Origin of the sequence: Streptomyces sp. Ru62 (assembly GCF_002920615.1) — a bacterium.
Taxonomy (GTDB): Bacteria; Actinomycetota; Actinomycetes; order Streptomycetales; family Streptomycetaceae; genus Streptomyces.
Genome location: NZ_PQSU01000002.1, coordinates 347,403 through 371,782, shown reverse-complemented (window position 1 = coordinate 371,782; position 24,380 = coordinate 347,403). Strand labels below are relative to the sequence as shown.

The window sequence follows — 24,380 nt, the reverse complement described above, 5'->3', positions numbered from 1 at the left end:
GGTGGCCGCCGTGCTTCGGACGGAGCCCGTGCAGGTGCCGCACGTTCAGGGAGGTGAGTGACATGGGCCGGCCGTTGCCGCGCGTGGTCGCTCCGTGGGTGCGGACCCGGCTGCGGGCCGCGCCCGGTGCCGCCGTCGCGCTCGCGTTGCTGGTCGGGCTGGCCGCGTGTCTGGCGGGCGCGTTTCCGCGGGCGGTGGACCGGTACGAGGACGCCGGACTGCAACGGACGCTCCGGCAGGCCCGCCCGGAGCACACCACCGTACGGGTGTCGGCGCCCCAGCCCGACCTCGGCCTGCTGCCCGAGCGGCGCGCCGCGGCACTGCGCCCCGACGTCCTGGAGCGGCAGTACGAGAAGGTGCTCGGCGCGGTCGGCAGCCCGCTGAGCGTGCAGCGCGCCCAGTCCGCGTACGGCGTCGCCGGCACCGTCAGCCCGGCGGTGCCCGACCCGTGGCTGCCGCGGCCGACCGGACTGCCCGCCCGCATCTCGCTGGCCGCGCAGAACGGCCTCGCCGACCACGCGCGCGTGCGCACCGGCCGGCTGCCGCGCGCCCCGCACCCGGTCGACGCCTCGACCCCCGAGGTGGAGGCCGCCGTCACCGCCGCCACCGCCAAGGCCCTGCACATCGAGGTGGGTTCGGTCGTCCACATGCCGGCGCCCGGCCGTGACCCGCTCGCCGTCCGGGTCACCGGCATCCTCGTCCCGCGCGACCCCGACGGCGCCTACTGGTCCACCGTCCCGCTGCTGCGCACCCCGACCCTGGTGACCCTGCCCACCCCCGGCCCGGACCCGGACAAGTACTGGCTCGGCGCGCTGTTGCTCGCCCCCGAGGCGGCCCCCGCCCTGCTGGGCACCAGCACCAACCCGGCCCGCTACTGGCACCTGGCCCCCGCTCTGGGCGGTCTGCACGCCCACGACCTGGACCGCCTGCGGCCGGCCGTCGCCGCCCTGGAATCCGGTCCCGGCCTGCAACGCGCCCGCGCCGTCACCGACGACGGCACCGACATCGACACCGGCCTGGACGACGCCCTCGCCTCCTTCTCCCGGCTGCGCTCCGGCATCGCCCCGCTGGTCTCCGTGGCCGCCGCGGGCACCGCGACGGTCGTCGCCGTCGTCCTGCTCATGACCGGTGGCCTGGCCGCCGACCGACGCCGCGCCGAACTCGCCCTGCTGCGCGCCCGCGGCGCCTCCCTGTCCGGTCTCGCCGGGCGGCTGCTCGCCGAGACCGCCGTCATCGCCGTACCGGCGGGCGCCCTCGGCCTGGCGGCGTCCCTGCTCGTGGTCCCCGCCGGCCGGGTCACCCCGGCCGTCCTCGCCGCCCTGGCCGTCACCCTGGCCGCCTGCGCCGCCCTCCCCCTGCGCGCCGCGCTCGCCCACCGCGCGGTCCGGCTGGCGGCCCCGCGCGAGGACATCGCCTCGGTACGCCCGTCCCGGCGCCGTACGGTCGCCGAGCTGACCCTGCTGGTGCTGGCCGCCGGTGCGGTGGCCACCCTGCGCCGGCGCGGTACGACGGGCGACCAGCTGACGGCGGTGGCCCCCGTCCTGGTCGGTGTCATCGCCGCGCTGGTGCTGCTCCGCGTGTACCCGCTGCTGCTGCGGCGCCTGTCCGGTCCCGTCGGTCGGCTCCGCGGCGCGGTGGGCCACCTCTCCCTGGCCCGCGCGGGCCGTACCCAGGGCTCCGCGGTGCTTCCGCTCCTCGCCCTGCTGACCGCGCTGACCACGGCGGCGTTCGGCGGCTCGGTGCTGGCGGGTGTGGCCGAGGCCCGCGACCGTGCGGCCCTGCTCACGGTCGGTGCGGACGCCCGCGCCGACGCGGGCACCCCGCTGCCGGCCGACGCCTCCGCCCGGGCCCGCTCGGTGCCCGGGGTCCGCGCGGTGACGCCGGTCAGCATCGCGTACCAGGCGAAGCCGGAGGACGGCGAGAACGCGGTACCCCTGCTGGGCGTCGACCCACAGGGCTACGACACCCTGACGACCTCCACCGGCTTGGGCCCGTTCCCCGCCGACCGGATCACGGCGCGGGGGCAGACCGGTACGGGCCGGTCGACGGCAGGCGGCCCCTCCGGCACGGGCCGCCTGCCGGCTCGGGGCCCCTCCGGCACCACCGCCCGCACAGCCAAGGCCCGCCCCGGCACCACCGCCCGCACAGCCAAGGCCCGCCCCGGCACCACCGCCCGCACAGCCAAGGCCCGCCCCGGCACCACCGCCCGCACAGCCAAGGCCCGCCCCGGCGCCGGCCACCTCGCGGGCGACGACCGCTCCGGTCCGCTCCCCGCCGTCGCCTCCCCCTCCGTCGCCTCCTCGTACGGCACCCGGCGGCCGTTCCTGGTGCGGCTGGAGGACGGCAGCGCGATCACCGTGCGGATCGTCCTGGTCCGCGACCGCACGCCGGCCGTCTCCGGTCCCGACTTCCTCATCGTGGACCGCGCGGGCCTCCCCGCCCCGGCGAGCCGCCCCACGACCCTGCTGCTCACCGGCGACCACGTGGACGCGGACGCCCTCCGGAAGGCCGTGGGAGGCTCGGCCGCCGTACGGCTGCGGACCGAGGAACGCGCCCGGTACGCCGACTCGCCCCTCCAGTCCGGCGCCGAGCACGTCTACACGGCGGCCGTCGCCACGGGGGCCGGCTTCGCCGTGCTGGCCCTGCTGCTGTCGCTGCTCCGGGCCGCCCCCGAACGGTCCGCGCTGCTGGCCCGCCTCCGCACGATGGGCCTCACCCGCGCCGAGTCCCGCCGCCTGCTGATCCTCGAATCCCTGCCCCAGGCCCTCCTGGCGGCCCTGGGCGGCACACTGACCGGCTGGACGGCGATCCGCCTCCTCGCCCCCGGCATCGACCTGACGACCGTCGCCTTCCCGTCGGCCCGGACCCCGCTGACCGAGACCCGCCTCCACCCGGACACCTGGTCGCTGCTGCTCCCGGCACTCGCGGTGGTGACGGTGGCGGTGGGAGTGGCGGCACTCCAGGCCTGGTGGGCGCAGAGACGGGGCTCGGTGACGGAACTACGGGCGGGAGACGGCCGATGACCGCCCACGGGAGGCCCGGCCGGCCCGGGCGAGCGACCCCACCCCTGCCCGGCACGGGCACGGCGCACCCGCAGGAGACCCCATGACGACCGACCCGAGCCTGACCGAGCTGGCCCACCGCGTCACCGAGGCCAGAGCGAACCCCGCGTACGGGCACGACGCCCTGATCACCTGCGACCGCCTCGTCCGCATCTTCACCACCGCCGGCATAGAGGTCCAGGCCCTCCAGGGCCTCGACCTCCTCGTCCGCGAGGGCGAACTGATGGCGCTGGTCGGCGCGTCCGGGAGCGGCAAGTCCACCCTGATGAACATCCTCGCCGGCCTCGACACCCCCACCGCCGGCGCGGCCCGCGTCGCCGGCCGCGACCTGCTCACCATGACCGCCGCCGACCGCCTCGCCTACCGCCGCGAGGTCGTCGGCTTCGTCTGGCAGCAGACCGCCCGCAACCTCCTCCCGTACCTCACCGCGGCCCAGAACGTCGCGCTCCCCCTCCAGCTCTCCCGCACCCGCAGGGGCCGCCGCGCCCGCACCGAGCGCGCCCTGGAACTCCTGGAGTTGCTCCAGGTGGCCGACTGCCGCGACCGCCACCCGCGGCAGCTGTCCGGCGGCCAGCAGCAGCGCGTCGCGATCGCCGTGGCCCTCGCCAACGACCCGGCCGTCCTGCTCGCCGACGAACCCACCGGGGAACTCGACTCACAGACGGCAGCGCAGATCTTCGACGCGTTCCGCACGGCCAACGAGACCCTGGGCACCACGATCGTCATCGTCACGCACGACCAGGCGGTGGCGAGCGAGGTCCGCCGTACGGTGGCGATCCGGGACGGCCGTACGTCCACCGAGGTGCTGCGCCGCAGCGAGATCGACGCGGCGACCGGCCATGAGACGGTCGTCGCCCGCGAGTACGCCATGCTCGACCGCGCGGGCCGCCTCCAACTGCCCGCCGACTACCTCCGCGCCCTGGACATGCGCGACCGCGTGGCCCTGGAACTGGAGTCCGACCACATCGGCGTATGGCCCGACGACACGCAGTGAGCCGAACCGCCCGGCTCAGCGCACACTGATCCGCCGGGCTCAGCGCACGCTGACCCGCCGGGCCAAGCGCACGCCGACCCGCCCTGCTCAGCGCACGCTGACCCCGAAGGCCCCGAGCAGGCCCGCCTGCCGCACGGCCACCGAGCCGTACGGCGTACGCAGCCGCAGCCACGTCCCCGAGGAGAACAGCCCGATGTCGCCCGGCTCGCTGCCGGGCCGCAGGAAGCCCAGTGACTGGGCCGCGTGCACGGCCCGTACCGGCAGCCGGGTGCCCGCGAGCTGCCGGGACCAGATGTCCTGCCCGATCCGGTCCAGCTCCGCCCGGGTGCGGCCCTGCGGCCCCAGCTCCTCGGTGCGCGAGCGGAATTCGGCCACCGCGGCGGCGACCGTGGCACGCAGCGCGTCGGGCGCCGGCAGCCCCGGCTCGGGCCGCCAGCCGGCACGCGGCGGCAGCACCCCGGCCCACGGCGGTCCGGTGACCGCGCCGGGGACGGCGGCGGTGGCCGCGCGCTCGTCCACGGACTCCAGGAACTCACCGGCGGAGACGGTCACGTCGAGGGTGACGTCGAGCCCGTCCTCGTACGGCTTCGCCAGCCGCACCGCGCGGACGGCCAGCACCTCGAAGGACGGCGGCCGGCCGAAGACGGCGAGTGCGGTGCCGGCCGCCTGCAGCCGCACCGCGGCTCCACGGTCGAAGTGGAGCAGCCGGGAGAGGAAGGCGGCGAGATCCGCCGCCTCCGTCTCGTCGGCCAGGTGCAGCACGGTCATGCCGCGACGGCCTCCCCTTCGGGATCGGGCTCGGCGTCCGTAGGGCCCTCGGCGGTGTCCGTGTACTCCTGGAGGAACTCACGCTCCTCCGCGGTGATCCGCCGGGGGCGCTGGGCGTCGAAGTCGAACGGGACGATGACCGTCGACGCCCGCACGTACACGAGATCGCCGTCCTTCACCTCGTAGGTGAGGGTGAAGGACGCGGCCTTGATCTCGGTGACCCACAGCTCGATGTCCACCGGCTCGTGCCGGTGGACGAGCTGCCGCTTGTAGTCGATCTCGTGGCGCGCCACCACGGACCCCTGCTTGAAGTCCTTGTCCGGGCGGAACAGGAAGTCGATCCGGGCTTCCTCCAGATAGCGGAGGAACACCACGTTGTTGACGTGGCCGTACGCGTCCATGTCCGCCCAGCGCAACGGGCAGCGGTAGATGTGGCGCAAGACCGATCAGCCCCGGGTCAGCTTCTTGTAGGTGGCGCGGTGCGGGCGCGCGGCGTCCGGGCCGAGCCGCTCGATCTTGTTCTTCTCGTACGACTCGAAGTTGCCCTCGAACCAGAACCACTTCGACTCACCCTCGTAGGCGAGGATGTGCGTCGCGACGCGGTCGAGGAACCACCGGTCGTGGGAGACGACGACGGCGCAGCCGGGGAAGTCCAGCAGGGCGTTCTCCAGGCTGGAGAGCGTCTCGACGTCGAGGTCGTTGGTGGGCTCGTCGAGGAGCAGCAGGTTGCCGCCCTGCTTCAGGGTCAGCGCCAGGTTGAGCCGGTTGCGCTCACCACCGGAGAGGACACCGGCCGGCTTCTGCTGGTCCGGGCCCTTGAACCCGAAGGCCGACACGTACGCCCGGCTCGGCATCTCGACCTGGCCGACGTTGATGTAGTCGAGCCCGTCGGACACGACCTCCCACAGCGTCTTCTTCGGGTCGATGTTCTCGCGGCTCTGGTCGACGTAGGAGATCTTGACGGTCTCGCCGACCTTGATGGCACCGGAGTCCGGGGTCTCCAGACCCTGGATCATCTTGAAGAGGGTGGTCTTGCCGGCGCCGTTCGGACCGATGACGCCGACGATGCCGTTGCGCGGCAGCGTGAACGACAGACCGTCGACCAGGACCTTCTCACCGAAGGACTTGTGCAGGTCGTCGACCTCGACCACGACGTTGCCCAGGCGCGGGCCCGGCGGGATCTGGATCTCCTCGAAGTCCAGCTTCCGCATCTTGTCCGCCTCGGCGGCCATCTCCTCGTACCGCGCGAGACGGGCCTTGGACTTGGCCTGCCGCCCCTTGGCGTTGGAGCGGACCCACTCCAGCTCTTCCTTGAGCCGCTTCTGCCGCTTGGCGTCCTTCTGGCCCTCGACCTTGAGACGGGCGGCCTTGGTCTCCAGGTACTTGGAGTAGTTGCCCTCGTAACCGTGGAGGCGACCGCGGTCGACCTCGCAGATCCAGCCGGCGACGTTGTCCAGGAAGTACCGGTCGTGGGTGACGGCGACGACGGTGCCCGGGTACTTGGCGAGGTGCTGCTCCAGCCAGTTCACGGACTCGGCGTCGAGGTGGTTGGTGGGCTCGTCGAGCAGCAGCAGGTCGGGCTGCTGCAGCAGCAGCTTGCACAGCGCGACGCGGCGGCGCTCACCACCGGAGAGGTTGGTCACGGGCCAGTCGCCGGGCGGGCAGCCCAGGGCGTCCATGGCCTGCTCCAGCTGGGCGTCCAGGTCCCAGGCCTCGGCGTGGTCCAGTTCCTCCTGGAGCTTGCCCATCTCCTCCAGCAGCGCGTCCGAGTAGTCGGTCGCCATCAGCTCGGCGATCTCGTTGAACCGGTCGAGCTTGCCCTTGATCTCGGCGACACCCTCCTGGACGTTCTCCAGGACGGTCTTGTCCTCGGTCAGCGGCGGCTCCTGCAGCAGGATGCCGACCGTGTAGCCGGGCGACAGGAACGCGTCACCGTTGGACGGCTGCTCCAGCCCCGCCATGATCTTCAGCACGGTCGACTTACCGGCACCGTTCGGGCCGACGACACCGATCTTCGCTCCCGGCAGGAAGCTCAGGGTGACGTCGTCGAGGATCACCTTGTCGCCGTGCGCTTTGCGCGCCTTGCGCATGGTGTAAATGAACTCAGCCAAGAGAAACCGTCCGGCAGCTTGAAATCTGGCAGTGGGCAGATACACCCCATCTTGCCGTACGGCCACCCCTGGGCGGAAACGCGTCTGGTCCGGGCGCGCTGACCTGGGGGTTCGCTGATGCGCGCTACGGCTCGTCCGTCACTGCCGGTCGCCGCCGGCCGGCCTCGGGCACCCTTGCACGGCCCACGGGCGGCCCCGACGACCCAGGCCCTCCCGCACTCGGCCCGTACCTCATCATGTGCGTCATGCCACTGACCTTCGGCCCTGACCGGCAGACGCGTGAGTTCCAGTGCGACTGCTGCGACGCCCCCATCGAGCGGGCATGGAACTTCGTCTACTCGGACGGCGCGCCGTACGCGGTGTACTTCGCGAACTGCTACCACCACCGGGACCGCGATCACGACGCCTGGATGGACGTGATCTTCGGAACGTGGGGTGTCGGCTCCGACCAGTGGGACGACCACGTCTCCTTCGCCTGCCGAGTGGGCCCGGTCGCCGGCCAGGACGAGCCGGCCTCCACTCTCGTGACTGCGGGCCTCGCACACCCCGACGGTCCGCTCTTCGGCCAGAAGCTCGACCGTGACGCCGCTCTCCGGCATCCACGCCTGTCGGAATTCTGGCAGGTCTCCGACTTCATCCTGGAACACGACCCATTGGTGCGCGGTCACGTCTACGGGCGCTGAAGGCGTGGGTTGCTGTGTTCGGCCGCTGGGGCAGATCCCGGTGAGGTGACGGCATGGAGCGGAACCCGAGGAAGGCGACAGTCTGATCGCATGCACCGGCGTTCGGCGGACCCACGTCTGAACGGCGTCGGCAGCGGTGGCGGTTCTCCCCGAGAGCGCCGACACTGGTGATTGTCGGCCCGATGTCATATCGAGCGATCGAGCGCAGGCGTGCGCGCGCTGACGTACGCGGCGACATCAGGCGGGGGCACATTCTGCTGCCCTATTTCTCGCCAGCAATTCCAACGTTGGCAAGCCATTCCGGCGACCTCTGGGCGAGCCGCTTACTTTCCGAGCCGGCGAATTTCCGAGCCGAGGCCGCGTCGGGGCACGGGCGACGTTTCGTCACACTGCCGGGAGGATGCATCGTGGCACTCACCGAGACGGATCTGCTCACCATGGGCGACGAGGGCTTGGTGGAACTCTTCCGCGCCAGTCCGCCCGGTGACATTCCGCACGGCCCGCTGGAGGGCACCGGCATCGTCCGCTGGGGAGGAAAGTGGGTGGCTGAGCCGCTCGCCTGGCTGGTGCGCATGGCCGTGTGGCGGGGGAAGGTCTTCGACCACGAGGGCTATCTGAGCAACAGGATGACCGCGTTCGACGTGCTGGCCATCGTGGCTCAGGTCTACCCCGGGCCGAGCCTGTTGGACGACCAGGACTGCATCGTCATCGACTATTCCAGGATTTCGCTGGTAGCCCGGGGCGTTCGCGACGAGATGCGTGAAGTCGGCCCAGGACTTTATCTGGGTGTGGTCTGGCTGATGGGGGTCCGGGTCGGCTGGTTCGCGCTGAGAGTGCCGGAAACCGGATCCGAGGGCATCGAGGCGAGGCAAGCAGCGGGCGGGCAGTCCGCTTATTGATCGGTCCGCTCCACTCATTGGCCATGGGTCGATCCGCTCCATGCGGTTTCCATTTCCGCTCACTGGTCGGCTTCGCGGCACAGAGGGACATTCCATGGGTATTTCCGGCATGCACGTCCGTGCGCTGCCGGCCCGTAAAGGGCGCCACGCCAAGGCGCGGGCCGCGGCCCTGCGGCTGGCGTCGGCCACTGTCGCAGCGGCCTGTGCCGCCTTCGCCCTGCCGGCATCGGCGCTCGGTGCCGCGCCGGCCTCCTTGCAGGGGACCGTCACCGCGGCGGGCAAGCCGCTCCAGGGTTCCCAGGTCACGCTCATGGCGGGGTCCCGCTCCGGAGTCACGAAGCTGGGCCAGGCCACGGCCGACGCGCACGGCTCCTTCCGGATCGCGTACACCAAGCCTGCCGACGGTGTGATCTACGTCGAGGCCACGTCCCGGCAGGCGCACCGGATCCGACTGCGCTCGGTCGTCGGGTTCGGCTCGGGCGGCGCAGTACACGAGCGGACCTCGGCCAAGGTGACGCTCAACGAACTGACCACCGTCGCCGCGACGTACGCCCTCACCCAGTTCAGCGACCGACGCGGCATCGCGGGACCCGCTCCGGGGCTTCAGAACGCCGCCGCGACCGCGTTCAACCTCGCCGATCCGACGACCGGCAAGCCAGGAAGCGCCCTCACCGGGGACGGCGCCAACAGTGAGACGCTCGCCACGCAGAACACGCTGGCCAACCTCGTCTCGCTCTGTGCGACGGACGGCGCCGGATGCGACAAGCTGATCCGACTGGCGGCACCGGCCGGTGGCAGCCCGCCGGCCGACACCGTGCAGGCGGTCCTCAGCCTGGTGCGCAACCCGACGCAGTCCCCGGACCGCCTGCAGGCCCTGGCCCGTACCGCGAAAGTGTTCACCCCGGCCCTCACAGCGGCACCCCGGTCCTGGATCCTGGCCGTACGCCACCCCGCTTCCCAGGTCTACGCGGCGGGCCGCATCGCGTTCGACGCGAAGGGCAACGTGTGGGCGAGCAACAACTGGAAGCCGGGTACGAGGGATGCCAGTCCCTATGTCACCGTGCAGGACCCCACCGGCCGGCCGACCCTGGGCAGCCCCATCAGCGGAGGCGGCATGAAGGGCGGAGCCTGGGGCCTGGCGATCGATCACGACGGATCCGTGTGGGCGCCCAGCTACGGCGGCGACGCGATGGCGAAGTACTCGTCCTCCGGCAAGCCCCTGTCGCCCTCTGCCGGCTGGAAGGACGGCGATCTCGCCGCACCGCAGGGCGTCGCCGTCGACCAGCGAGGCAACATCTGGATCGCCAACTCGTACGGCCTCAAGGGCAAGCCCGGGGTGGGCAGCGTCGTGGTCTACCCCCATGGCGATCCGAGCAAGGCCATCACCATCACCGACAAGAGCTTCAACCACCCGTTCGCCGTGCAGATCGACGGCCAGGGGCGGGCCTGGGTCACCAACAGCCACCTCTCCTACCAGCAGATCAGGGAAGCGGGCCGGCCCAGCAAGATCGGTGGAAGCGTCACGGTCATCGGCCCCGACTTCAAGCCGGTCGCCTCGACCACCGACAAGTCGCTCCAAGGGCCCATCGGGTTGGCCCTGGACAGCAGGGGCAACGCCTGGGTGGCCAACTTCTTCAGCAGCGCCGTCACCGAGATCCGGCCGAACGGAACCGTCGCGGGCGTGCACCGACTGCCCAAGAAGGTCTTCCCCTGGTCGGTCGCCATCGACGGCCAGGACCGCGTGTGGGTCGCCGGCTTCGGCAACTCCTCCGTGACCCTCCTGTGCGGGGTGAACGACGGGGCCTGCCCGTCCGGCGCGTCCACCGGCACCGTCCTGTCCCCCGCTCAAGGCTTCCAGAACAAGGCGATCCAGCACCTCACCGCGGTCCAGATCGACTCGTCCGGCAACGCCTGGGTGGCCAACAACTGGTCGAAGATCGCCCCGCCCACCGGCGGTGTGGGCCTGGTCGAACTCATCGGCGTCGCCGCCCCGGTCTGCACGCCCTTGACCCCACTGCCGACCCGCCCGTCGTCAGCGACCACCACCGCCTGCCCGAAGTAGACCGCGCCGGCCGACCAGCCCTGGCTCTCCCGGACGGCGCCGCCCCGGCCGTCGGCCCCGCGGCTCGGCCGGGAGAGCTACGGCACCGGCGGCGACACCCTGTGGTGGACGGCGTGGCCGTCGGCTCGGCGCCGATCGGCTGCTGGACGAGCCCCGCCCGGGGTCACCCGTCGTGGGCCGACTCCCTCTTGCGCAGCACGATCAGGACCACGCCGCCGATCACCACCAGCCCGATGGCCACGCCCGCGATCATGGGAGTGATCATCGAACCGCCGGTCGCGGCCAGGTTGGTGGTGTCCGCGGTGTTGCCGCCCACCGTGACCGGGCTCGGCTCGGTGTGGAGCTGGGCCGTCTCCGTCGTGATCGTTCCCTGGGTCTTGCAGTCCAGGACGCCGGTGAAGCGATGGCTGAAGCCATGGGGGCCGGTGATGGTGAAGTCGTACGCCTGGTCCTCCTGGAGCGGCACGGTCACCGTACGGGACGCGCCCGCGGGGATCGTGTGCTCGGTGCCCATCAGGCGAAAGGTGAACGGCTCGTCGCCCGTGTTGGCCGTGGTGATGTCCACGCCGCCCTTGGCGCAGTTCTTGCGGGCCGAGACCGCCGGCATGGCGCCCTTCTCCGCCCAGCCGGCCGTCGCGGTCGCCGAGACCGTGGACTCGCTGGAGCCGGCCAGGATCTGGGTCTGGCTGCGGTTCTCGGAGGCGAAGGCCCGGCCCACCGGCACGGTCGTCGACGCCTGCACGTTCAGCCGGGCCGATCCGTCCGCCGCGTCCTCGGGGACGTCGAAGTACAGCCGGCTGCCGTTCCTGGCCGAGGTGATCACCTTGCCGGTCTTGTCGATGATCCGCACTCCGCTGGTGGCCGCGTCCGCCGGTGGGCTCACCGTGACCGCGCCCGCGTTGGTGTGCACGGTCACCGGCCCGAGCAGGTCGCCCGGCCGGCCGGAGACCGCGGGCGGGTCCAGGGTCAGCGAAGCCTGCGGCTCGGCGACGTTCCGGGCACTCTTCTCCAGATAGTCGGCGAGCTTCTCGGCCTGTGGGTCCACGGCGTCGACCTTCGCGCCGTCGGAGTAGCGCCAGATGGCCACCTGTGTGCCGGCCGCCGCGTCCTGCTCGGTCAGCCCGCTCGCTCCCGCGCGCCGCGCGAGTGCGGCGAGGTCGTTGACCTGGGGGTAGGAGTTCTGCAGGATCCAGCGGATCCGGCCCGCGTCCTTGTTGGAGCCCAGCGAGGTGCCGCTCCAGGGGGTTTCCTGGTATCTGGCGTCCCGCTGGGTGGGGTTGTGGAGGTCGACGCAGTACGTCTGCAGGGTGCCGCCGCCGTCCACGGACATCTCGAACAGGCCCGCGGACACCCGCTGGTCGCCACTGTCCTCGTGGAGGACGGCCTCGCCGTAGGTCTTCAGACCGTTGATCGTGGCCGTCGCGCCGCCCTGGGTCTGCGGTGTGTCCTCGGCCACGGCCGTACCGGCGCCGGACAGCACGCCGGCCGCCATCAGGCCGGTCACCGTGGTGGCGGCGGCCATGCGGGCCGTTCCCGTGGACCGGCAGAACCCAGAGAGCGCAGCAAGCACAGAATTCCCCTTCGAGCAGGACCCGTTGGACGTGGGGGACGGTCCCACCAGCAGAATCGGCAGCCCCAAGGGGCACGCCCGGCATCCTATGGATCAGCCGGAGCCTCACCCGTCGGTCGGATCATCCGATGACCGATCCGATCCGTAATCGTTATCGCCGGGACCGTCCGCGAGCTGGCGGTATCGACAAATCCACCGGTTCGTACGGTGCGTTCAGGCGGTACGTGCGGCTTGGGGGAACGGGTCGGTGACAAGGCGTGGACGGCGATGGGTCGCTGACGTCACGTCACCGCCAACGGCTGCTGCTGTGGCGCGAGTCCTCCCTCCCCCACGCCCTGTTCCTGCATGTCGTGCTGCTCCTGGCCGGGCTGTTCCGGCTGTCCGTCCCGCGGTTCCGCCGGCCGCGGTGTCTCCCAGTCGGGCTCCGGGCGGGCCGTCGCCGGTGGCGCCTCGGGTTTGACCGCGCGCTGGAAGAACGCCATACCGCGCGACAGGTCGTGGCCGATCGCCACGGCGTCGATGTCGGCGGACGCCCACTGCTGCTGTCCCTGCACCTCCGTGCGCACCTTGAGCCGGCCCTGGACGACGACCGGCTGGCCCACCTCCACGCACGCGGCCACGTTGACCGCGAGCTGCCGGTTGGCCCACACCGTGAAGAAGTTGGTGTGCCCGTCCGTCCAGGCGTTCTTCTCCCGGTCCCAGTACCGCGAGGTCACCGCGAGCCGGAACCGGGCCGACGGTCCCGTCGCCAGCTCGCGGTAGGCCGGCCGGGTCGCCACGTTCCCCACCACACAGACATTGGTCTCGTTCACTTCGATCGCTCCCCTCCCCCGCCCGGCCCTTTCCGGCCGCCCGGGCACGCGTACGGGCCCGTCCCGTACGGCTGCGTCTGCCGTGCCGGCGCGTACCTCTGCCGTACGCGCCGGCACCTCCGGACGACCGCCCGCACCGTCCGCCGCTTCTCCTGGCCGGACGCGCCGTGCGATCGCCGTGACCTCAGACTGCCTCCGCCGGGCCGAGCCCGCTGAGCGCTGTGGACGACCGGCCCCCTGTGGAAAACCCCGCCACCCGCACGGGTGAGGACCGGCACGAGTGACAACCCCCACCGCCCCCGTCACCCACCCTGGCCACCACCTCCCCCGCGCTGACCAGGCATTCTCACCTCACCTCACCCCGCTCCCGGTCCGCACGACCCTCCCGTACTGCTCGCGCACCTCCCGGTACCGCAGCAGTTCCGCCGCCACCGGATCGAGCACCCGGGCCCGGCCGCAGCTCGCCGCCGCCTCCCGTAGCCGGCGTTCCGCTTCCTGGCCGTAGCGTCGCGCGGGCCCCCGGGCCGCCATCCGGCAGGCCCACTCCACCAGCGGCCCGCCGATGATCCCGCACACCATCAGCAGCACCGGAACACCCAGGTTGGGCGCCATCACGCCGGCGATCTGTCCCACGAGCCACGCGCCGCCCGCGATCTGCAACAGCGTCATCGCCGCCTGGACCAGTACGGCCACCGGCCACCAGCCCGGCCGGGGCGGGCGGCCCGGCGGCAGTCCGGCCCGGGCCGCGAGGTCGTCCAGCGCCTCGGACAGCCCGTGGGAGCCGCGTACGGCCGCTTCGCGCACCGCCTGGGCCCAGGGAGCGGGCAGCCCGGCCGAGGCCCGGTCGGACACCGTACGCACCGCCTGTTCGACGCTCTGCCGGGCCGTGGCCTCCTCGTCGGCTTGGGCGCGCACCGCGTGGCGGCCCGTGGTGGAATCGCCACGGCCCTGGTACCAGCGCCACAGCCGCAGCCAGGGTGTGCCGCAGGCGCGGTTGGCGTTGCGCAGCCAGGCACGCTCGGCGGCCTCGCCCGCCGCGGTCGCGCCCACCGCGTCCGCGAGCCGTGCGGCGAACTCCTCGCGCGCCTCCTCGCTGAGGCCGACCCGCCGTCCGGTGGCGTAGACGGGCCGCAGCTCGGCCGCGGCGGTGTCGACGTCGGCCGCCACCCGGCGGGCCGCCGCGCCGCGCTCCGCCACGAACTGCCCGAGCGCCTCGCGCAGATCACCGACGCCCTCGCCGGTGAGCGCGGACAGCGCCAGCACGGTGGCGCCCGGTTCGCCGTGCTCGCCGAGCGCGATGCCGTCCTCGTCCAGCAGCCGCCGCAGGTCGTCCAGGACCTGGTCGGCGGCGTCCCCGGGCAGCCGGTCCACCTGGTTGAGGACGATGAACATGATTTCGGCGTGACCGGCCATCGGCCGCAGGTACCGCTCGTGCAGGACGGCGTCGGCGTACTTCTCCGGGTCCACGACCCAGATGACCGCGTCGACGAGTTTCAGGATCCGGTCCACCTGTTCGCGGTGCTGTACGGCGGCCGAGTCGTGGTCGGGCAGGTCGACCAGGACCAGCCCGCGCAGCTGCCCCTCGGTGTCGGGGCCGTGCAGCGGGCGGCGGCGCAGCCGGCCCGGGATGCCCAACCGGTCGATGAGGCCCGCCGCGCCGTCGCTCCAGCTGCACGCGATGGGTGCGGCCGTGGTCGGACGTCGTACGCCGGTCTCCGAGATGGCCACTCCGGCGAGCGCGTTGAACAGCTGGGACTTGCCGCTGCCGGTCGCTCCGGCGAGCGCGACGACGGTGTGCCGCCCGGAGAGCTTGCGGCGCGCGGCGGCCTCGTCCAGGACGCGGCCGGCCTCGGCGAGGGTGCGGCTGTCCAGTCGGGTGCGGGAGAGTCCGACGAGTTCGCGCAGGGCGTCCAGGCGGGAGCGCAGCGGGCCGTCGTACGCCAGTGGGGCCGGGGTGTGGCTGCCTGGCCCGCGGTGCGCGGGTTCCACGGCGGAGGCGCGCTCGGCGGCGAGGGCGGCGGCGCTGGCTTCGGTGACGCGCCGCGCGATGAGACCGTCGTCCCAGGCGTCGGAGGAGTCGGGCTTGGCGTCGGTACCAGTGCCGGTGCCGGTACCAGTGCCGCTGCCGGTGCTCGTGCCGTTCGCGGGGCCGGAGTCGGTGCCGTTCGCGGGGCCGGAGTCGGTCTGGGAGCCGGAGTCGGTCGTGGTGGTGGTCTTGGGGGGCGTGGCGTCGGATGCGGGGCGGGCCTTCGACGAGTGGGGCTGCGGCCGGGGCACGGAGATGCCGGAGACGCCGGCCTCCTCGGCACTGTGCCCGCGCGCGGGGCGGTCACGATCGGGGCCGCGGTCGCGTACCCGATCACGGTCACCGTCACCGTCACCGCCGCCGTCCCGTTCGGCGTCGCGGTCCCGTCCGGTGACGCGGTCCCGTCCGGTGACGCGGTCCCGCTCGGCGTCGCGGTCCTGCTCGGTGACGCGGTCGGCGTTCGCGTCCTTCACGCGCGCGGGGCGCCCGCCGCCGGCGTCCGGGCCCTTCCCGTCGCCCCCAACCGAACCGTCGTCTTCGCCGGAACCGTCGCCCCCGTCCGAACGGTCGCCCGCGCCCGAACCGTCGTATCCGCTGCCCCTGTCGCTCTCCTCCCCGTTCCCCTGGCCGTCGTCCCCGGAGAGGCCGAGGGCGGCAGGCCGCGGCGCGTCCGCAGGGCGCTCGGTGCCGGGGCCGTCGTCCCCGAGCTTCGCCTCGACGAGGCTCGGGCGCGCTTCCGGGAGGCCGCCCGTGCGCTCGGCGCCGTCCATGGGGCCCGAGCCGGGGTGACCGCCGTGGTCCCTGGACCCCGTGTCGCCGCTGTCGCTGCCGAGGTGGTCCATGCGCCTCATGTGATCGGTGTGATCGGTGTGGTCGTGGTCAGTGACGGCGGTCACCGGTCACCTCTCCTTCTGCAGTACGGACAGCGCGGCGATGAGTTGTGCCTGGGGCTCGGGATGGACGTCCAGGGCGTCGAGCGGGGCGAGGCGCCGCTCGCGTTCGCGGTGCATGACGCGGTCCACGTGCTCGATGAGCAGCCGCCCGGCCCGGTCGCGCAGCCGCAGCACGCCGTGGGCGCCGAGCCGCTCGGCGAGGCCCTCGCCCGCGGTCCGCGCCCGGCGCCCGCCGAGCACGGCCGTGGCGACGAGGGCGGCGACGACCTCCGGGTCGGGTGCGCCGGTGCGCTCCAGTACGCGTACCTCGTCCTCGGCGTACTCCTCCAGCTCGCGCCGCCAGCGCCGGGCCGCGAGCCCGATGCGGTGCTCGGCGCTCTCCAGGGAGGTGTCCCGGTGGGCGAGCCCGGGGGCGTCGGCGGCGGGTTCGCGGCGCCAGGTGTTGTCGACGCGCTCGTCGGCGGCGGTCACGGCGCACAACAGCAGGGCGGCCAGGCTGTCCACGAGGGCGTCCAGGAGCTCCCCGGCGGTGCAGTCCAGGGGGAAGGCGCGCCAGCGTTTGAGGGCGTCCCCGGCGAGTACGGCACCGGACTGCAGACGGGCCCGCACGCGCGCGTGCTCCTTGTCGTAGGCGGTCTCGACGGCGGAGGTGAGCCGGAGGGCCGCCGCGTACTGGGCCGCGGCGGCGCCGGCCAGCTCGGGCAGGCGGGACTTGAGCGAGTCGAGGAGGCCGTAGGCCGTACGGGCCATGACCTGGTGGCGGGCGGCGGGGTCCTGGGCGTGGTGGACGAGCCAGCTCTTCAGGGGCGCGACGGCGGTGGCGGGGAGCAGTCCGGCGCCCCAGGCCGACTCGGGCAGCTCGGGCACGGTGAAGCGGGGTACGTCGCCGAGCCCGGCCTTGGTGAGCAGGGCCGCGTACTGCCGGGAGACCTCGGAGACGACCTGGTGGGGCACCCGGTCCAGAACGGTGACGAGGGTCGCGTCGTACTCCTTGGCGGTGCGCAGCAGGTGCCAGGGGACGGCGTCGGCGTAGCGGGCGGCGGTCGTGACCATGATCCAGATGTCGGCGGCGCAGATCAGCTCGGCGGCGAGGACGCGGTTCTCGGCGATCAGGGAGTCGACATCGGGGGCGTCGAGGAGGGCGAGCCCGCGCGGGAGGGTGTCGGCGGTCTCGACGCGCAGCACGCGCGCGGGGTCCTCGTCGGTGAGCAGAAGCTCGTCGGCGGGGTCCTGGTGGGGCACCCACACGCGGGTGAGCTGGGGGAGCACGCGCATCCCGCTGAACCAGTGATGATCCTCCGGATGGCAGACAAGGACCGGCGTCCGGGTGGTCGGCCGCAGCACACCGGCTTCGCTCACCCGTCGGCCGACCAGCGAATTCACGAGCGTGGACTTGCCCGCGCCGGTGGAGCCGCCGATGACGGCCAGCAGCGGCGCCTCGGGCTCCCGTAGGCGGGGTACCAGGTAGTCGTCGAGTTGCGCGAGGAGTTCGTCGCGGTTTGCACGCGCGCGTGGCGCCCCCGCGAGGGGCAGCGGAAAGCGTGCGGCGGCGACACGGTCGCGCAGAGCGGAGAGTGTGTCGAGCAGCTGAGGCCGTACGTCCAAGGTCACCACATGCGAAGAATGCCCAATTTTAGGGGAATTCTGAAGCATATGGACATGTCTGCGCGCCGACGGAACAGAACGGACGGAAGGGATGACCGGGACACGGGCACAGTCCAGGCATAACGAGTGCACAACACCCGGTGCGTCGGGCGCCAAAAGCGGTGCACGATTCGTACCTGCCTGCGATTATCAGGACCGCTTCACCGAACCTCCACATCGAGCCACGGAGGCGAAGCGACAGGGTCAAGGAACCGGGAGCCCTATCCTTGACCGCGGCAACGTCACGGGTCAGCCCCCACCAGGGCACCAGACCCGAGGCCACCCCACCGGCCCCCGTAGCTCAGTGGATAGAGCAGGCGCCTTCTAAGCGCTTGGCCGCAGGTTCGAGTCCTGCCGGGGGCGCCAGTCTCCGCCCTCCCGCTCGGGAGGGCTTTTCGCTGGTCAGAGCGGTTGTCAGCGGGTACGCGAAGCCCCGGACGCCCTCTTGATGATCAAGGGTCGGGTCCGGGGCTGTCCGGCTGTCACCGGGTTTTCGCGGGTGGCCGTGTCGAATACGTGTCGAAGTTCTCGACCGGTCGAAGATCAGCCGGCGCCCGGCACCTCCGCCTCCGGAAGGTCACCCGCGGCTTCCAGCCGCCGCTTCAGATCCGGTAACTGCCCGTCGATGCACCGGGCGTACGTCGCCAGCAGCACGGCAACGCTGTTCCCGGCCCACTCGGCCACCTGGGCGGGCGGGATGCCGTCGTTGAGCCACTCCGTCAGGCGCGTGTTGCGGGTGTCGTAAACGCGCCGTCCGGTGGGTGACTCAAAGACGTGCGGAGGCAGTACGGCCTTACGCGCGCTGCGCCACGCCCGGCGGATGACGGAGCCGGCGAGGATCCCACCGAACTCACCCTGGAAGAGCAGATCACCCGGCTGGAGCTGTTCATCGGCGATGTGCTGCCGCAGGATGCGTGTCAGGGCCGGATGCCCCGGTACGGTGCGCGTCTCGCCCTCCGCACGGCCCTTCAGGTCACGTCGCTCGTGAATCTCGCCCGTATCGGTCCACTGCCTCCCGACCTCCGGCGTCGCCGTGTGGATCAGCAGCTCGCACCACTGGTCGGTGGCGTCGGGTTCCGGCAGGGTCACGTCCTCCACCCGCATGGCTACGGCTTCCTCGGGCCGGGGCCCGCAGTAGTACAGCGTGGCGAAGAAGGCGTGAAGCCGCTTGCCGCCCCGCGGCCGACGCCGGATCCAGTCGAGGATGGCCGGCGGTCAGGTCGGCCGGGTCACGGATCACTGGCCACTGCCCGACGCGCCGGAAGCTTACGGGGCCATGATCACTCGCCCCATGGCAGCTCCCGCCCAAAGCCGCTCCGCCGACCTTGTCAGTGGCGTGCTGCATGATCTGCGCATCGGTTCTATCCAGGGAATGGGACACGCGACATGACCATCACAAACGAGCAGGTGGCAGGGCACGCGTTTCTGCGAGGCCTGTACTCGGACGGGTACTTCCCGGATCACGTGGTTGATAAGGGGAAGGCGATCATGATCCGTCTGTGTGAGCGGATCGAGGCCGAACGACCGACGGATGTGGCGTCGCTGTACGTACTCACCCAGGCCGCGACGGAGGAGTTCAACCTCCTGGAAGCGGAGTTCGAGGCAGCAGGCAGCGAGATCGAGACGGTTGCCCGGGAAGTAATCGCCAAAGACTTCTGGTTCGTAGCCTCGGCCTATGGCTTCCAGGACTCTGACGTAGAGACGCTGATCGCAACCCGCGATTGGTGACCCGGTACGAGGTCACCCTGATCCACGCTCGTAGACGCAGTCAGCTCCGGCGCAGTCCCGGGCCGTCTGTGGGCTGTGCGAGGGCACTCGAACGACGACCAACGCTGACAACCAGCGACAGCTAAGCCGCAGGTCGCAGCGTTGATCGATCGTACGGCCGCAGGTCAGAGACCCGGCCCTTCACTTCTTCGGCTCCTGATCACGCCCGACATCTCTTGGCTCGCTCAAAAGCCTGACTGACTGCGCGGTCAAGCTCAACGAAACGCCAACTCCTCGCGTATCAGCTCGACAAGCCGTTTGTACTTCTGCTGGGCGTCATCCCAGTGCCTCTCAGCTCTCCGCCGCAGCTCTTCAACGGTTAGCCCCTCGGCCTCAGGTGGGAATTGGTAAGTCGGCTCATCCGGAAGGTTCTCCCGAGCCCGCGCGCGAGCCAGGCCGTCCCAGTGCGATGCCGAACGACAGGCCGTTTGGAACGCCGCATAGACGTCAACCACCGCTTGGCTGGCAAACGCCTCGATCTTGGAATGCCGAAGAAGTACATCGTCTGTGCTGCGCTGGGCTGGGGGATCGCCGACTGCCGTGGTTGCCGGACGGGACAGCGTCAGCTCGTACCGCGCGGTGCCGATGATGTCCAGATAGAGGGCCTCCAGCCTTTCACGGACGAGGGTGTCACGCGATTGAAGACGCCGTAGCCTCCGTTCTGCAGCCCCGCTCCATGCCGTCCCGACGATGCCTGCGATCCCCACAGCACCGGTAACCGAAGCCGTCAACCACTCCCATGCCATGGAGCCGTTTCTACAGGGCAGTGCCGGCGACGATCTACCAAAACGCCAGATCACCAAGCGTCCTACCTCAGTTGCGGCCGTGCCACTCTCGTGCCAGAACGGGCGGGGACTCACGGGGAATCGAGGCTCACCAGAGGGAAGACAGCCGGGTCACTCCGAGGGCCGACAGCCGCTGGTCAGCCGAGTGATTACCCAACCTCGCTCCTAAAGCGTTGGTCAGGGCTCCCGTGGACGACGTGCGGGCGAGCCCTATCCGGCGTTGCGTCCGCAACGCCCTGAACAGCGGCGTTGTCTGAGAGGCCCCAGCACGTCGATGACGGGATGATGCTTGCAACCGAGCCCACTACGAAGAAACTGACGGTTGCCGGTCAAGGCAGTCGTCAGCGTGTATACGGAACGGGGAGTACGGCCCTGGGACGATCCAGCCCTCCAGCCAGCCCGTGAGCCACCGCGCGAGGGTCAAGGTGGTCGGTACCGGGACGCAGCAGTCATTGGCATCCCAGTCCCAGACGCAGCCCTCGGGAGTACTGAAGTCGATCATGGTCCACATGCAGCAGCCGCGGTCCATGAGCGGGACGACCCCCTCGGGCGCTGCGGGGATGCCGGAGTCGTCCTTCGCCGAGAAGAGCCGGTGAGCCTCGATCATGTCCCGCTCGTCGCTGAACCAATTGCCGGTGTCCGTCAGCGAGAGGCACTCCCAGACTCCGAAGCCGCCGTTGGCGACTTCGAGGTCGGTCGCCCTGTGCCGACACCCGAAGACCATCAGTACGCCACGATCCCCTTCTGGTCCTACTACCTGGACCGAACGCCCGCGCCTGGTTCGGGACCAAGAGGTCGCGTGCCACAGCCGTGCCAGATGCAGGGGTCAGCTGCGGTCAACACGGGTGCCTGGCAGGCGTACCCGTGCCAGGTAGCTCCACCAACAGAGCCGCAGGTGACCAGCAAGACTCCCCAGCCTCTCTCCTGAAGTGGTTGTCCAACCCTGTCACCGAGTCCAGACCCGCTGGAACTCTTTGGCCGGGATGGCTTCCAGCGGGTCCTCTTCAGGGGCGAGCGCCTGGTCCGTCAGGAACCCGTGCTCGTCCTCCAGGTGTTCCCAGCTGTACCGGTGGAGTCGGCCGGCCGGAGTCAGCTCGGCCTGCTTTATAGCGATCAACTCACCGCGGTCGGGTACGGCCTCGAAGTACCACAAGCCGCCCTCCTCGTCGGCATGGCGAAAGTGGTACCGCAGAGTGGCCCCCTCACCAAGAGATCGGAAGTACGCGACACTCTCTGCTTTGATGCGCTCCAGATCAACCACAGGATCATCGTGCCAGCGAGCGCGTGCGGTGGCACCGTTCTGACATCCACAGATGACATCAACGACCTGGGACACCAGCAGTTCCAGGCGATCCGCTACGTCTGGCGTGGCCAGGGGGCTCCCCGACAGCGCCGAGGAAATCGCTGATCACCTCCGGACGCTAGCCGCGGAGCGAGTTTGCCGTCGGTGGGAGCGGCAAGGCGAAGTCCATGAGTCAGTCGAACAGCGGCACGAATCAGAGTTCCGTATCCAAGCGGGGTGCGTCTGCCAAGGCCCGGCAGGCCACGACGAAGGCAACTGCTTCCGCGTCGCAGGCGGCGGACAAGGCGGCCGAGAAGACCGGTGACGTGGCGTCGGCAGCGGTGGATGAGGCTGGGCGTGTGGCCGGGACGAGCACCGCGGTCGTGCACAGCGCGGCCGAGCGCGTCCAAGCCGGCCGCCAGGCCGTCGTCGCTGCCTCGGGACAGGCCGTGGCCTTCGCCAAGACGGCATGGACGGTGATCGCCCAGCGCAAGCTCCTGGCCGCCGGTGTGGGTGCCGGCTTGTCCGCGCTCGGTGCCACGTCGTACCTGGCGGGCCACCGCGCGGGGCGCCGTACGCACGGTCCGATCACTCGTCTGACCGGCGGGCGGATCTGAGCGGTACTCGGAAGCTGCGGTCGGCGGCAGTGACGGCGGCTCTGACTACAACGCACCGGGCGGCAACGGCACTCGGTGATCCAGGCGCGGCACCGGCAAGGTGCCGGCGGCCGCCCACGCCGTGGTGAGAGTGGGCGGCGGACGGCAACCGCACTCACTGCCAGCGCCGCACAGGCCCCCGCGCTAGAGTCGCCGCACGGGAGGGAGATCGCGTGCGACTTCGCTGTGTGGTGCTGGACGACTTCCAGGGTGTGGCGACCCGGTCGGCCGACTGGTCGGTGATCGAGGAGCAGGTGGAGGTCGTCGCGCTGCGCGAGCACCTCGACGGAGAGGACGCCGTCGCGGAGGCGCTCGCCGGGTACGACATCGTCGTGACGTTGCGCGAACGCGTCCCCTTCCCCGGCTCGCTGATCGCCCGCCTGCCGCGGCTGAAGCTGCTCATCGCCTCCGGGATGCGCAACAGCGTCATCGACTACGCCGCCGCCGAGGCGCACGGGGTCACCGTGTGCGGTACGGCCAGTTCCAGCACCCCACCGGTCGAGCTGACCTGGGCGCTGCTGCTCGGTCTCGCCCGGGGGATCGTCCAGGAGAGCAACGCGCTGCGCGGCGACGGGCCCTGGCAATCGACGGTCGGCGCCGATCTGCACGGCCGCCGGCTGGGCCTGCTCGGGCTGGGGAAGATCGGCAGCCGTGTCGCCCGGGTGGGACTCGCCTTCGGCATGCGGGTCGGCGCGTGGAGCCAGAACCTCACCGAGGAGCGCGCCGAGGAGGTGGGTGTCGAGCTCGCCGGATCGAAAGAGGAGTTGTTCCGGGACAGCGACTTCGTGTCCGTCCATCTCGCCCTGGGCGACCGCACCCGTGGCCTGGTCGGCGCCGCCGAACTCGCCCTGATGAAGCCGACCGCCTACCTCGTCAACACCTCCCGTGCCGCCATCGTCGACCAGGACGCGCTGCTGGCCGCGCTGCACGAGGGGCGGATCGCCGGCGCCGGCGTCGATGTCTTCGACACCGAGCCGCTGCCGGCCGGTCATCCGATGCGTACCGCGCCGCGTCTCCTCGCCACGCCCCATCTCGGCTACGTGTCCCACGCCAACTACACGACGTACTACGGCCAGGCCGTCGAGAACATCCAGGCCTACCTGGCGGGCTCCCCCGTACGACGCCTCCCCTGACGGCGGTCCCTGCGACGGACCGGTCAGGTGGCCTGGACCCGCACGCGTGCAGATCGGTCAGGTGGCCTGGACTCGCACGCGTCCGGACCGGTCAGGTGGCCTGGACCCGCACGCGTCCGGACCGGTCAGGTGGCCTGGGCCCGTACGCGTTCAGACCGGTCAGGCGGCCTGGGCCCGCACGCGTTCGTAGACGCCCTCGCTCCGGCGCGGCTCGTGCAGGTCCACGAGATACCGCCGGAGCGCCACATGGTCGATCTCCTCGAAGCCCTCGCACCAGGCCCGCAGGCGCTCGTTCACGACCCGCTCCGGGTAGTCGGCCCCCGGCTCGAAGGTGCGCTCCGCGATGTGCCGCAGCACCTGCTGCTTCCGGGCCCACTGGGCCGGCAACCGGAGCAGACGACCGTCCCGGACGAAGGTGCTCACCACATCGCCCGGGGCCGGTCGCGCGGACCGCTGCGGTTCCTCCGGGCGGGCCAGTTCGCGCAGGAGGTCGCGGGCGACGGCCAGGCCGCCCTCCGGTCCGCCGGTGACGGCTCCCTGTTCGCGCAGTCTGAGCAGCGCGACCGCCGTGTCCTTGGGCGGCAGCCCCGCCGTCTCGGCGACCTGCCGGGTGCTGCGCGCGCCCAGCGCCACCGCCGCGAAGGCCCGCAGCCTGTTCTCCTCGGCGAGCAGACCGATCAGCCGCCGCGACCGCTCACGTGCGTCGGTACCGGCGCCGCGAACGCTGTCGGGAACGTTGTCCGTGTCCATACCCGGAGGGTAGGGCGGGGACCCGGCCGACGCCCGTGAACAAACACCGGCATCTCGACGGTGCCCGCGTTGAAAGAGTGATCCACCGCTGGTCACCGTGACCCCCCTGGTGCGGCGCCGTTGAACGGGAAGTGCGGTGGCTGCTCCGCCGTCGCGCTTCCCGAGCTACAGAAGGAGAATGTGATGTCTCGCATCGCGAAGGCAGCCGGTATCGCTCTCGGCACCGGTGCCGTGGTGGTCAGCGGGGCCGGACTGGCCCTGGCCGACGCGAATGCCGAGGGTGCGGCCCTCGACTCGCCCGGTGTGGCCTCCGGCAATGTGATCCAGGTTCCGGTGCACATCCCGGTCAACGTGTGCGGGAACACCGTGGACATCGTCGGGCTGCTGAACCCGGCGTTCGGCAACGTCTGCGCCAACGACGGCGACCACGGCAAGACCGGCAACCCCGGCCCTGGTCACAGCGGCTACGGCAACTGAGCGGAT

The 24,380-nt window shown here is 71.6% G+C and carries 21 protein-coding genes and 1 tRNA gene; 10 read left to right on the top strand and 12 right to left on the bottom strand.

Translation table 11 applies throughout. From position 1 onward, the window contains the following. The first annotated feature begins 62 nt into the window (after positions 1-62). Both C3492_RS04115 and C3492_RS04110 read left to right on the top strand, forming a co-directional pair. On the top strand, positions 63-3,023 hold the full coding sequence (locus C3492_RS04115; protein ID WP_103810328.1) for an FtsX-like permease family protein: 2,961 nt from the start codon (positions 63-65) through the stop codon (positions 3,021-3,023). A gap of 82 nt (positions 3,024-3,105) precedes the next feature. Next, positions 3,106-4,056, top strand: a complete 951-nt coding sequence (locus tag C3492_RS04110; RefSeq protein ID WP_103810327.1) for an ABC transporter ATP-binding protein — start codon at positions 3,106-3,108, stop codon at positions 4,054-4,056. Between the two features lie 87 nt (positions 4,057-4,143). Here C3492_RS04110 and C3492_RS04105 read toward each other — a convergent pair whose 3' ends face one another. The 3 genes from C3492_RS04105 to ettA are packed head-to-tail and all read right to left on the bottom strand — an operon-like array spanning position 4,144 to position 6,935. Further along, the gene (locus tag C3492_RS04105) at positions 4,144-4,824 is read right to left on the bottom strand and encodes a hypothetical protein (protein ID WP_103810326.1); all 681 of its coding nucleotides are present in this window, start codon (positions 4,822-4,824) and stop codon (positions 4,144-4,146) included. Further along, positions 4,821-5,264: a thioesterase family protein gene (locus C3492_RS04100; RefSeq protein ID WP_103810325.1), complete on the bottom strand. Its 444-nt coding sequence runs from the start codon at positions 5,262-5,264 to the stop codon at positions 4,821-4,823. Before C3492_RS04100 ends, C3492_RS04105 begins: the two co-directional genes overlap by 4 nt. Positions 5,265-5,270: 6 nt before the next feature. Then, positions 5,271-6,935, bottom strand: a complete 1,665-nt coding sequence (gene ettA, locus C3492_RS04095; RefSeq protein WP_103810324.1) for an energy-dependent translational throttle protein EttA — start codon at positions 6,933-6,935, stop codon at positions 5,271-5,273. Between the two features lie 245 nt (positions 6,936-7,180). Between ettA and C3492_RS04090 the strand changes: the two genes are divergently transcribed. The 3 genes from C3492_RS04090 to C3492_RS04080 all read left to right on the top strand — a co-directional run bounded on the left by C3492_RS04090 (position 7,181) and on the right by C3492_RS04080 (position 10,579). Continuing rightward, a complete protein-coding gene (locus C3492_RS04090) occupies positions 7,181-7,618 on the top strand; it encodes a hypothetical protein (RefSeq protein ID WP_103810323.1) in 438 nt (145 codons plus the stop codon). 407 nt (positions 7,619-8,025) lie between these two features. Next, positions 8,026-8,517 (top strand): hypothetical protein, encoded by a 492-nt coding sequence (locus tag C3492_RS04085; protein WP_103810322.1) that lies wholly within the window; start codon positions 8,026-8,028, stop codon positions 8,515-8,517. Positions 8,518-8,611: 94 nt separating this feature from the next. After that, on the top strand, positions 8,612-10,579 hold the full coding sequence (locus C3492_RS04080; protein WP_258055475.1) for an NHL repeat-containing protein: 1,968 nt from the start codon (positions 8,612-8,614) through the stop codon (positions 10,577-10,579). Positions 10,580-10,742: 163 nt separating this feature from the next. Here the strand turns inward: C3492_RS04080 and C3492_RS04070 are convergent, their stop codons facing one another. The 4 genes from C3492_RS04070 to C3492_RS04055 form a co-directional block, all read right to left on the bottom strand. Further along, positions 10,743-12,101, bottom strand: coding sequence for a Cys-Gln thioester bond-forming surface protein (locus tag C3492_RS04070; protein ID WP_103810320.1), 1,359 nt, complete (start codon positions 12,099-12,101; stop codon positions 10,743-10,745). A gap of 329 nt (positions 12,102-12,430) precedes the next feature. After that, positions 12,431-12,961, bottom strand: a complete 531-nt coding sequence (locus C3492_RS04065) for a single-stranded DNA-binding protein (RefSeq protein ID WP_103810319.1) — start codon at positions 12,959-12,961, stop codon at positions 12,431-12,433. Positions 12,962-13,312: 351 nt separating this feature from the next. Then, the gene (locus C3492_RS04060) at positions 13,313-15,883 is read right to left on the bottom strand and encodes a YfjP family GTPase (protein ID WP_103810318.1); all 2,571 of its coding nucleotides are present in this window, start codon (positions 15,881-15,883) and stop codon (positions 13,313-13,315) included. A 3-nt stretch (positions 15,884-15,886) separates the two neighbouring features. After that, on the bottom strand, positions 15,887-17,494 hold the full coding sequence (locus C3492_RS04055; protein WP_103810317.1) for a dynamin family protein: 1,608 nt from the start codon (positions 17,492-17,494) through the stop codon (positions 15,887-15,889). A 320-nt stretch (positions 17,495-17,814) separates the two neighbouring features. Between C3492_RS04055 and C3492_RS04050 the strand changes: the two genes are divergently transcribed. Further along, positions 17,815-17,890, top strand: a tRNA-Arg gene (locus C3492_RS04050). Positions 17,891-18,067: 177 nt separating this feature from the next. On the opposite strand, the gene C3492_RS04045 is transcribed toward C3492_RS04050, so the two are convergent. Continuing rightward, positions 18,068-18,628 carry a hypothetical protein gene (locus tag C3492_RS04045; protein WP_258055474.1) on the bottom strand — a complete coding sequence of 187 codons (561 nt, stop codon included), beginning with the start codon at positions 18,626-18,628 and terminating at the stop codon, positions 18,068-18,070. Between the two features lie 282 nt (positions 18,629-18,910). Here C3492_RS04045 and C3492_RS04040 point away from each other — a divergent pair, with 282 nt between their 5' ends. Next, complete coding sequence (locus C3492_RS04040; protein ID WP_103810316.1) at positions 18,911-19,252, top strand: DUF5713 family protein; 342 nt, start codon at positions 18,911-18,913, stop codon at positions 19,250-19,252. A gap of 254 nt (positions 19,253-19,506) precedes the next feature. Here C3492_RS04040 and C3492_RS44090 read toward each other — a convergent pair whose 3' ends face one another. The 3 genes from C3492_RS44090 to C3492_RS04030 form a co-directional block, all read right to left on the bottom strand. Next, positions 19,507-20,037 (bottom strand): hypothetical protein, encoded by a 531-nt coding sequence (locus C3492_RS44090; RefSeq protein WP_146075639.1) that lies wholly within the window; start codon positions 20,035-20,037, stop codon positions 19,507-19,509. Between the two features lie 343 nt (positions 20,038-20,380). After that, positions 20,381-20,800 carry a hypothetical protein gene (locus tag C3492_RS04035; protein WP_103810315.1) on the bottom strand — a complete coding sequence of 140 codons (420 nt, stop codon included), beginning with the start codon at positions 20,798-20,800 and terminating at the stop codon, positions 20,381-20,383. A gap of 222 nt (positions 20,801-21,022) precedes the next feature. Then, entirely contained in the window at positions 21,023-21,229 is a 207-nt protein-coding gene (locus tag C3492_RS04030) for a hypothetical protein (RefSeq protein ID WP_258055473.1), read from the bottom strand. A 488-nt stretch (positions 21,230-21,717) separates the two neighbouring features. Between C3492_RS04030 and C3492_RS46795 the strand changes: the two genes are divergently transcribed. Together C3492_RS46795 and C3492_RS04020 are read left to right on the top strand one after the other, a co-directional pair. Beyond that, positions 21,718-21,975 (top strand): hypothetical protein, encoded by a 258-nt coding sequence (locus C3492_RS46795; RefSeq protein ID WP_374938322.1) that lies wholly within the window; start codon positions 21,718-21,720, stop codon positions 21,973-21,975. Between the two features lie 212 nt (positions 21,976-22,187). Beyond that, positions 22,188-23,147, top strand: a complete 960-nt coding sequence (locus C3492_RS04020) for a D-2-hydroxyacid dehydrogenase family protein (protein WP_103810312.1) — start codon at positions 22,188-22,190, stop codon at positions 23,145-23,147. Positions 23,148-23,306: 159 nt separating this feature from the next. Here the strand turns inward: C3492_RS04020 and C3492_RS04015 are convergent, their stop codons facing one another. Continuing rightward, positions 23,307-23,897, bottom strand: a complete 591-nt coding sequence (locus C3492_RS04015) for a DUF2087 domain-containing protein (protein WP_103810311.1) — start codon at positions 23,895-23,897, stop codon at positions 23,307-23,309. A gap of 183 nt (positions 23,898-24,080) precedes the next feature. Here C3492_RS04015 and C3492_RS04010 point away from each other — a divergent pair, with 183 nt between their 5' ends. Next, positions 24,081-24,374 carry a chaplin gene (locus C3492_RS04010; RefSeq protein ID WP_103810310.1) on the top strand — a complete coding sequence of 98 codons (294 nt, stop codon included), beginning with the start codon at positions 24,081-24,083 and terminating at the stop codon, positions 24,372-24,374. The last annotated feature ends 6 nt before the right edge of the window (positions 24,375-24,380 follow it).

Coding starts and splice junctions, on each gene's coding strand:
- C3492_RS04110 (WP_103810327.1), top strand. CDS start 3,106: ATGACGACCGACCCGAGCCTGACCGAGCTGGCCCACCGCGTCACCGAG.
- C3492_RS04035 (WP_103810315.1), bottom strand. CDS start 20,800: ATGGTCTTCGGGTGTCGGCACAGGGCGACCGACCTCGAAGTCGCCAAC.
- C3492_RS04090 (WP_103810323.1), top strand. CDS start 7,181: ATGCCACTGACCTTCGGCCCTGACCGGCAGACGCGTGAGTTCCAGTGC.
- C3492_RS04040 (WP_103810316.1), top strand. CDS start 18,911: ATGACCATCACAAACGAGCAGGTGGCAGGGCACGCGTTTCTGCGAGGC.
- C3492_RS04015 (WP_103810311.1), bottom strand. CDS start 23,897: ATGGACACGGACAACGTTCCCGACAGCGTTCGCGGCGCCGGTACCGAC.
- C3492_RS04010 (WP_103810310.1), top strand. CDS start 24,081: ATGTCTCGCATCGCGAAGGCAGCCGGTATCGCTCTCGGCACCGGTGCC.
- C3492_RS44090 (WP_146075639.1), bottom strand. CDS start 20,037: ATGGCATGGGAGTGGTTGACGGCTTCGGTTACCGGTGCTGTGGGGATC.
- C3492_RS04070 (WP_103810320.1), bottom strand. CDS start 12,101: ATGGCCGCCGCCACCACGGTGACCGGCCTGATGGCGGCCGGCGTGCTG.
- C3492_RS04105 (WP_103810326.1), bottom strand. CDS start 4,824: ATGACCGTGCTGCACCTGGCCGACGAGACGGAGGCGGCGGATCTCGCC.
- C3492_RS04080 (WP_258055475.1), top strand. CDS start 8,612: ATGGGTATTTCCGGCATGCACGTCCGTGCGCTGCCGGCCCGTAAAGGG.
- C3492_RS04045 (WP_258055474.1), bottom strand. CDS start 18,628: ATGCGGGTGGAGGACGTGACCCTGCCGGAACCCGACGCCACCGACCAG.
- C3492_RS04115 (WP_103810328.1), top strand. CDS start 63: ATGGGCCGGCCGTTGCCGCGCGTGGTCGCTCCGTGGGTGCGGACCCGG.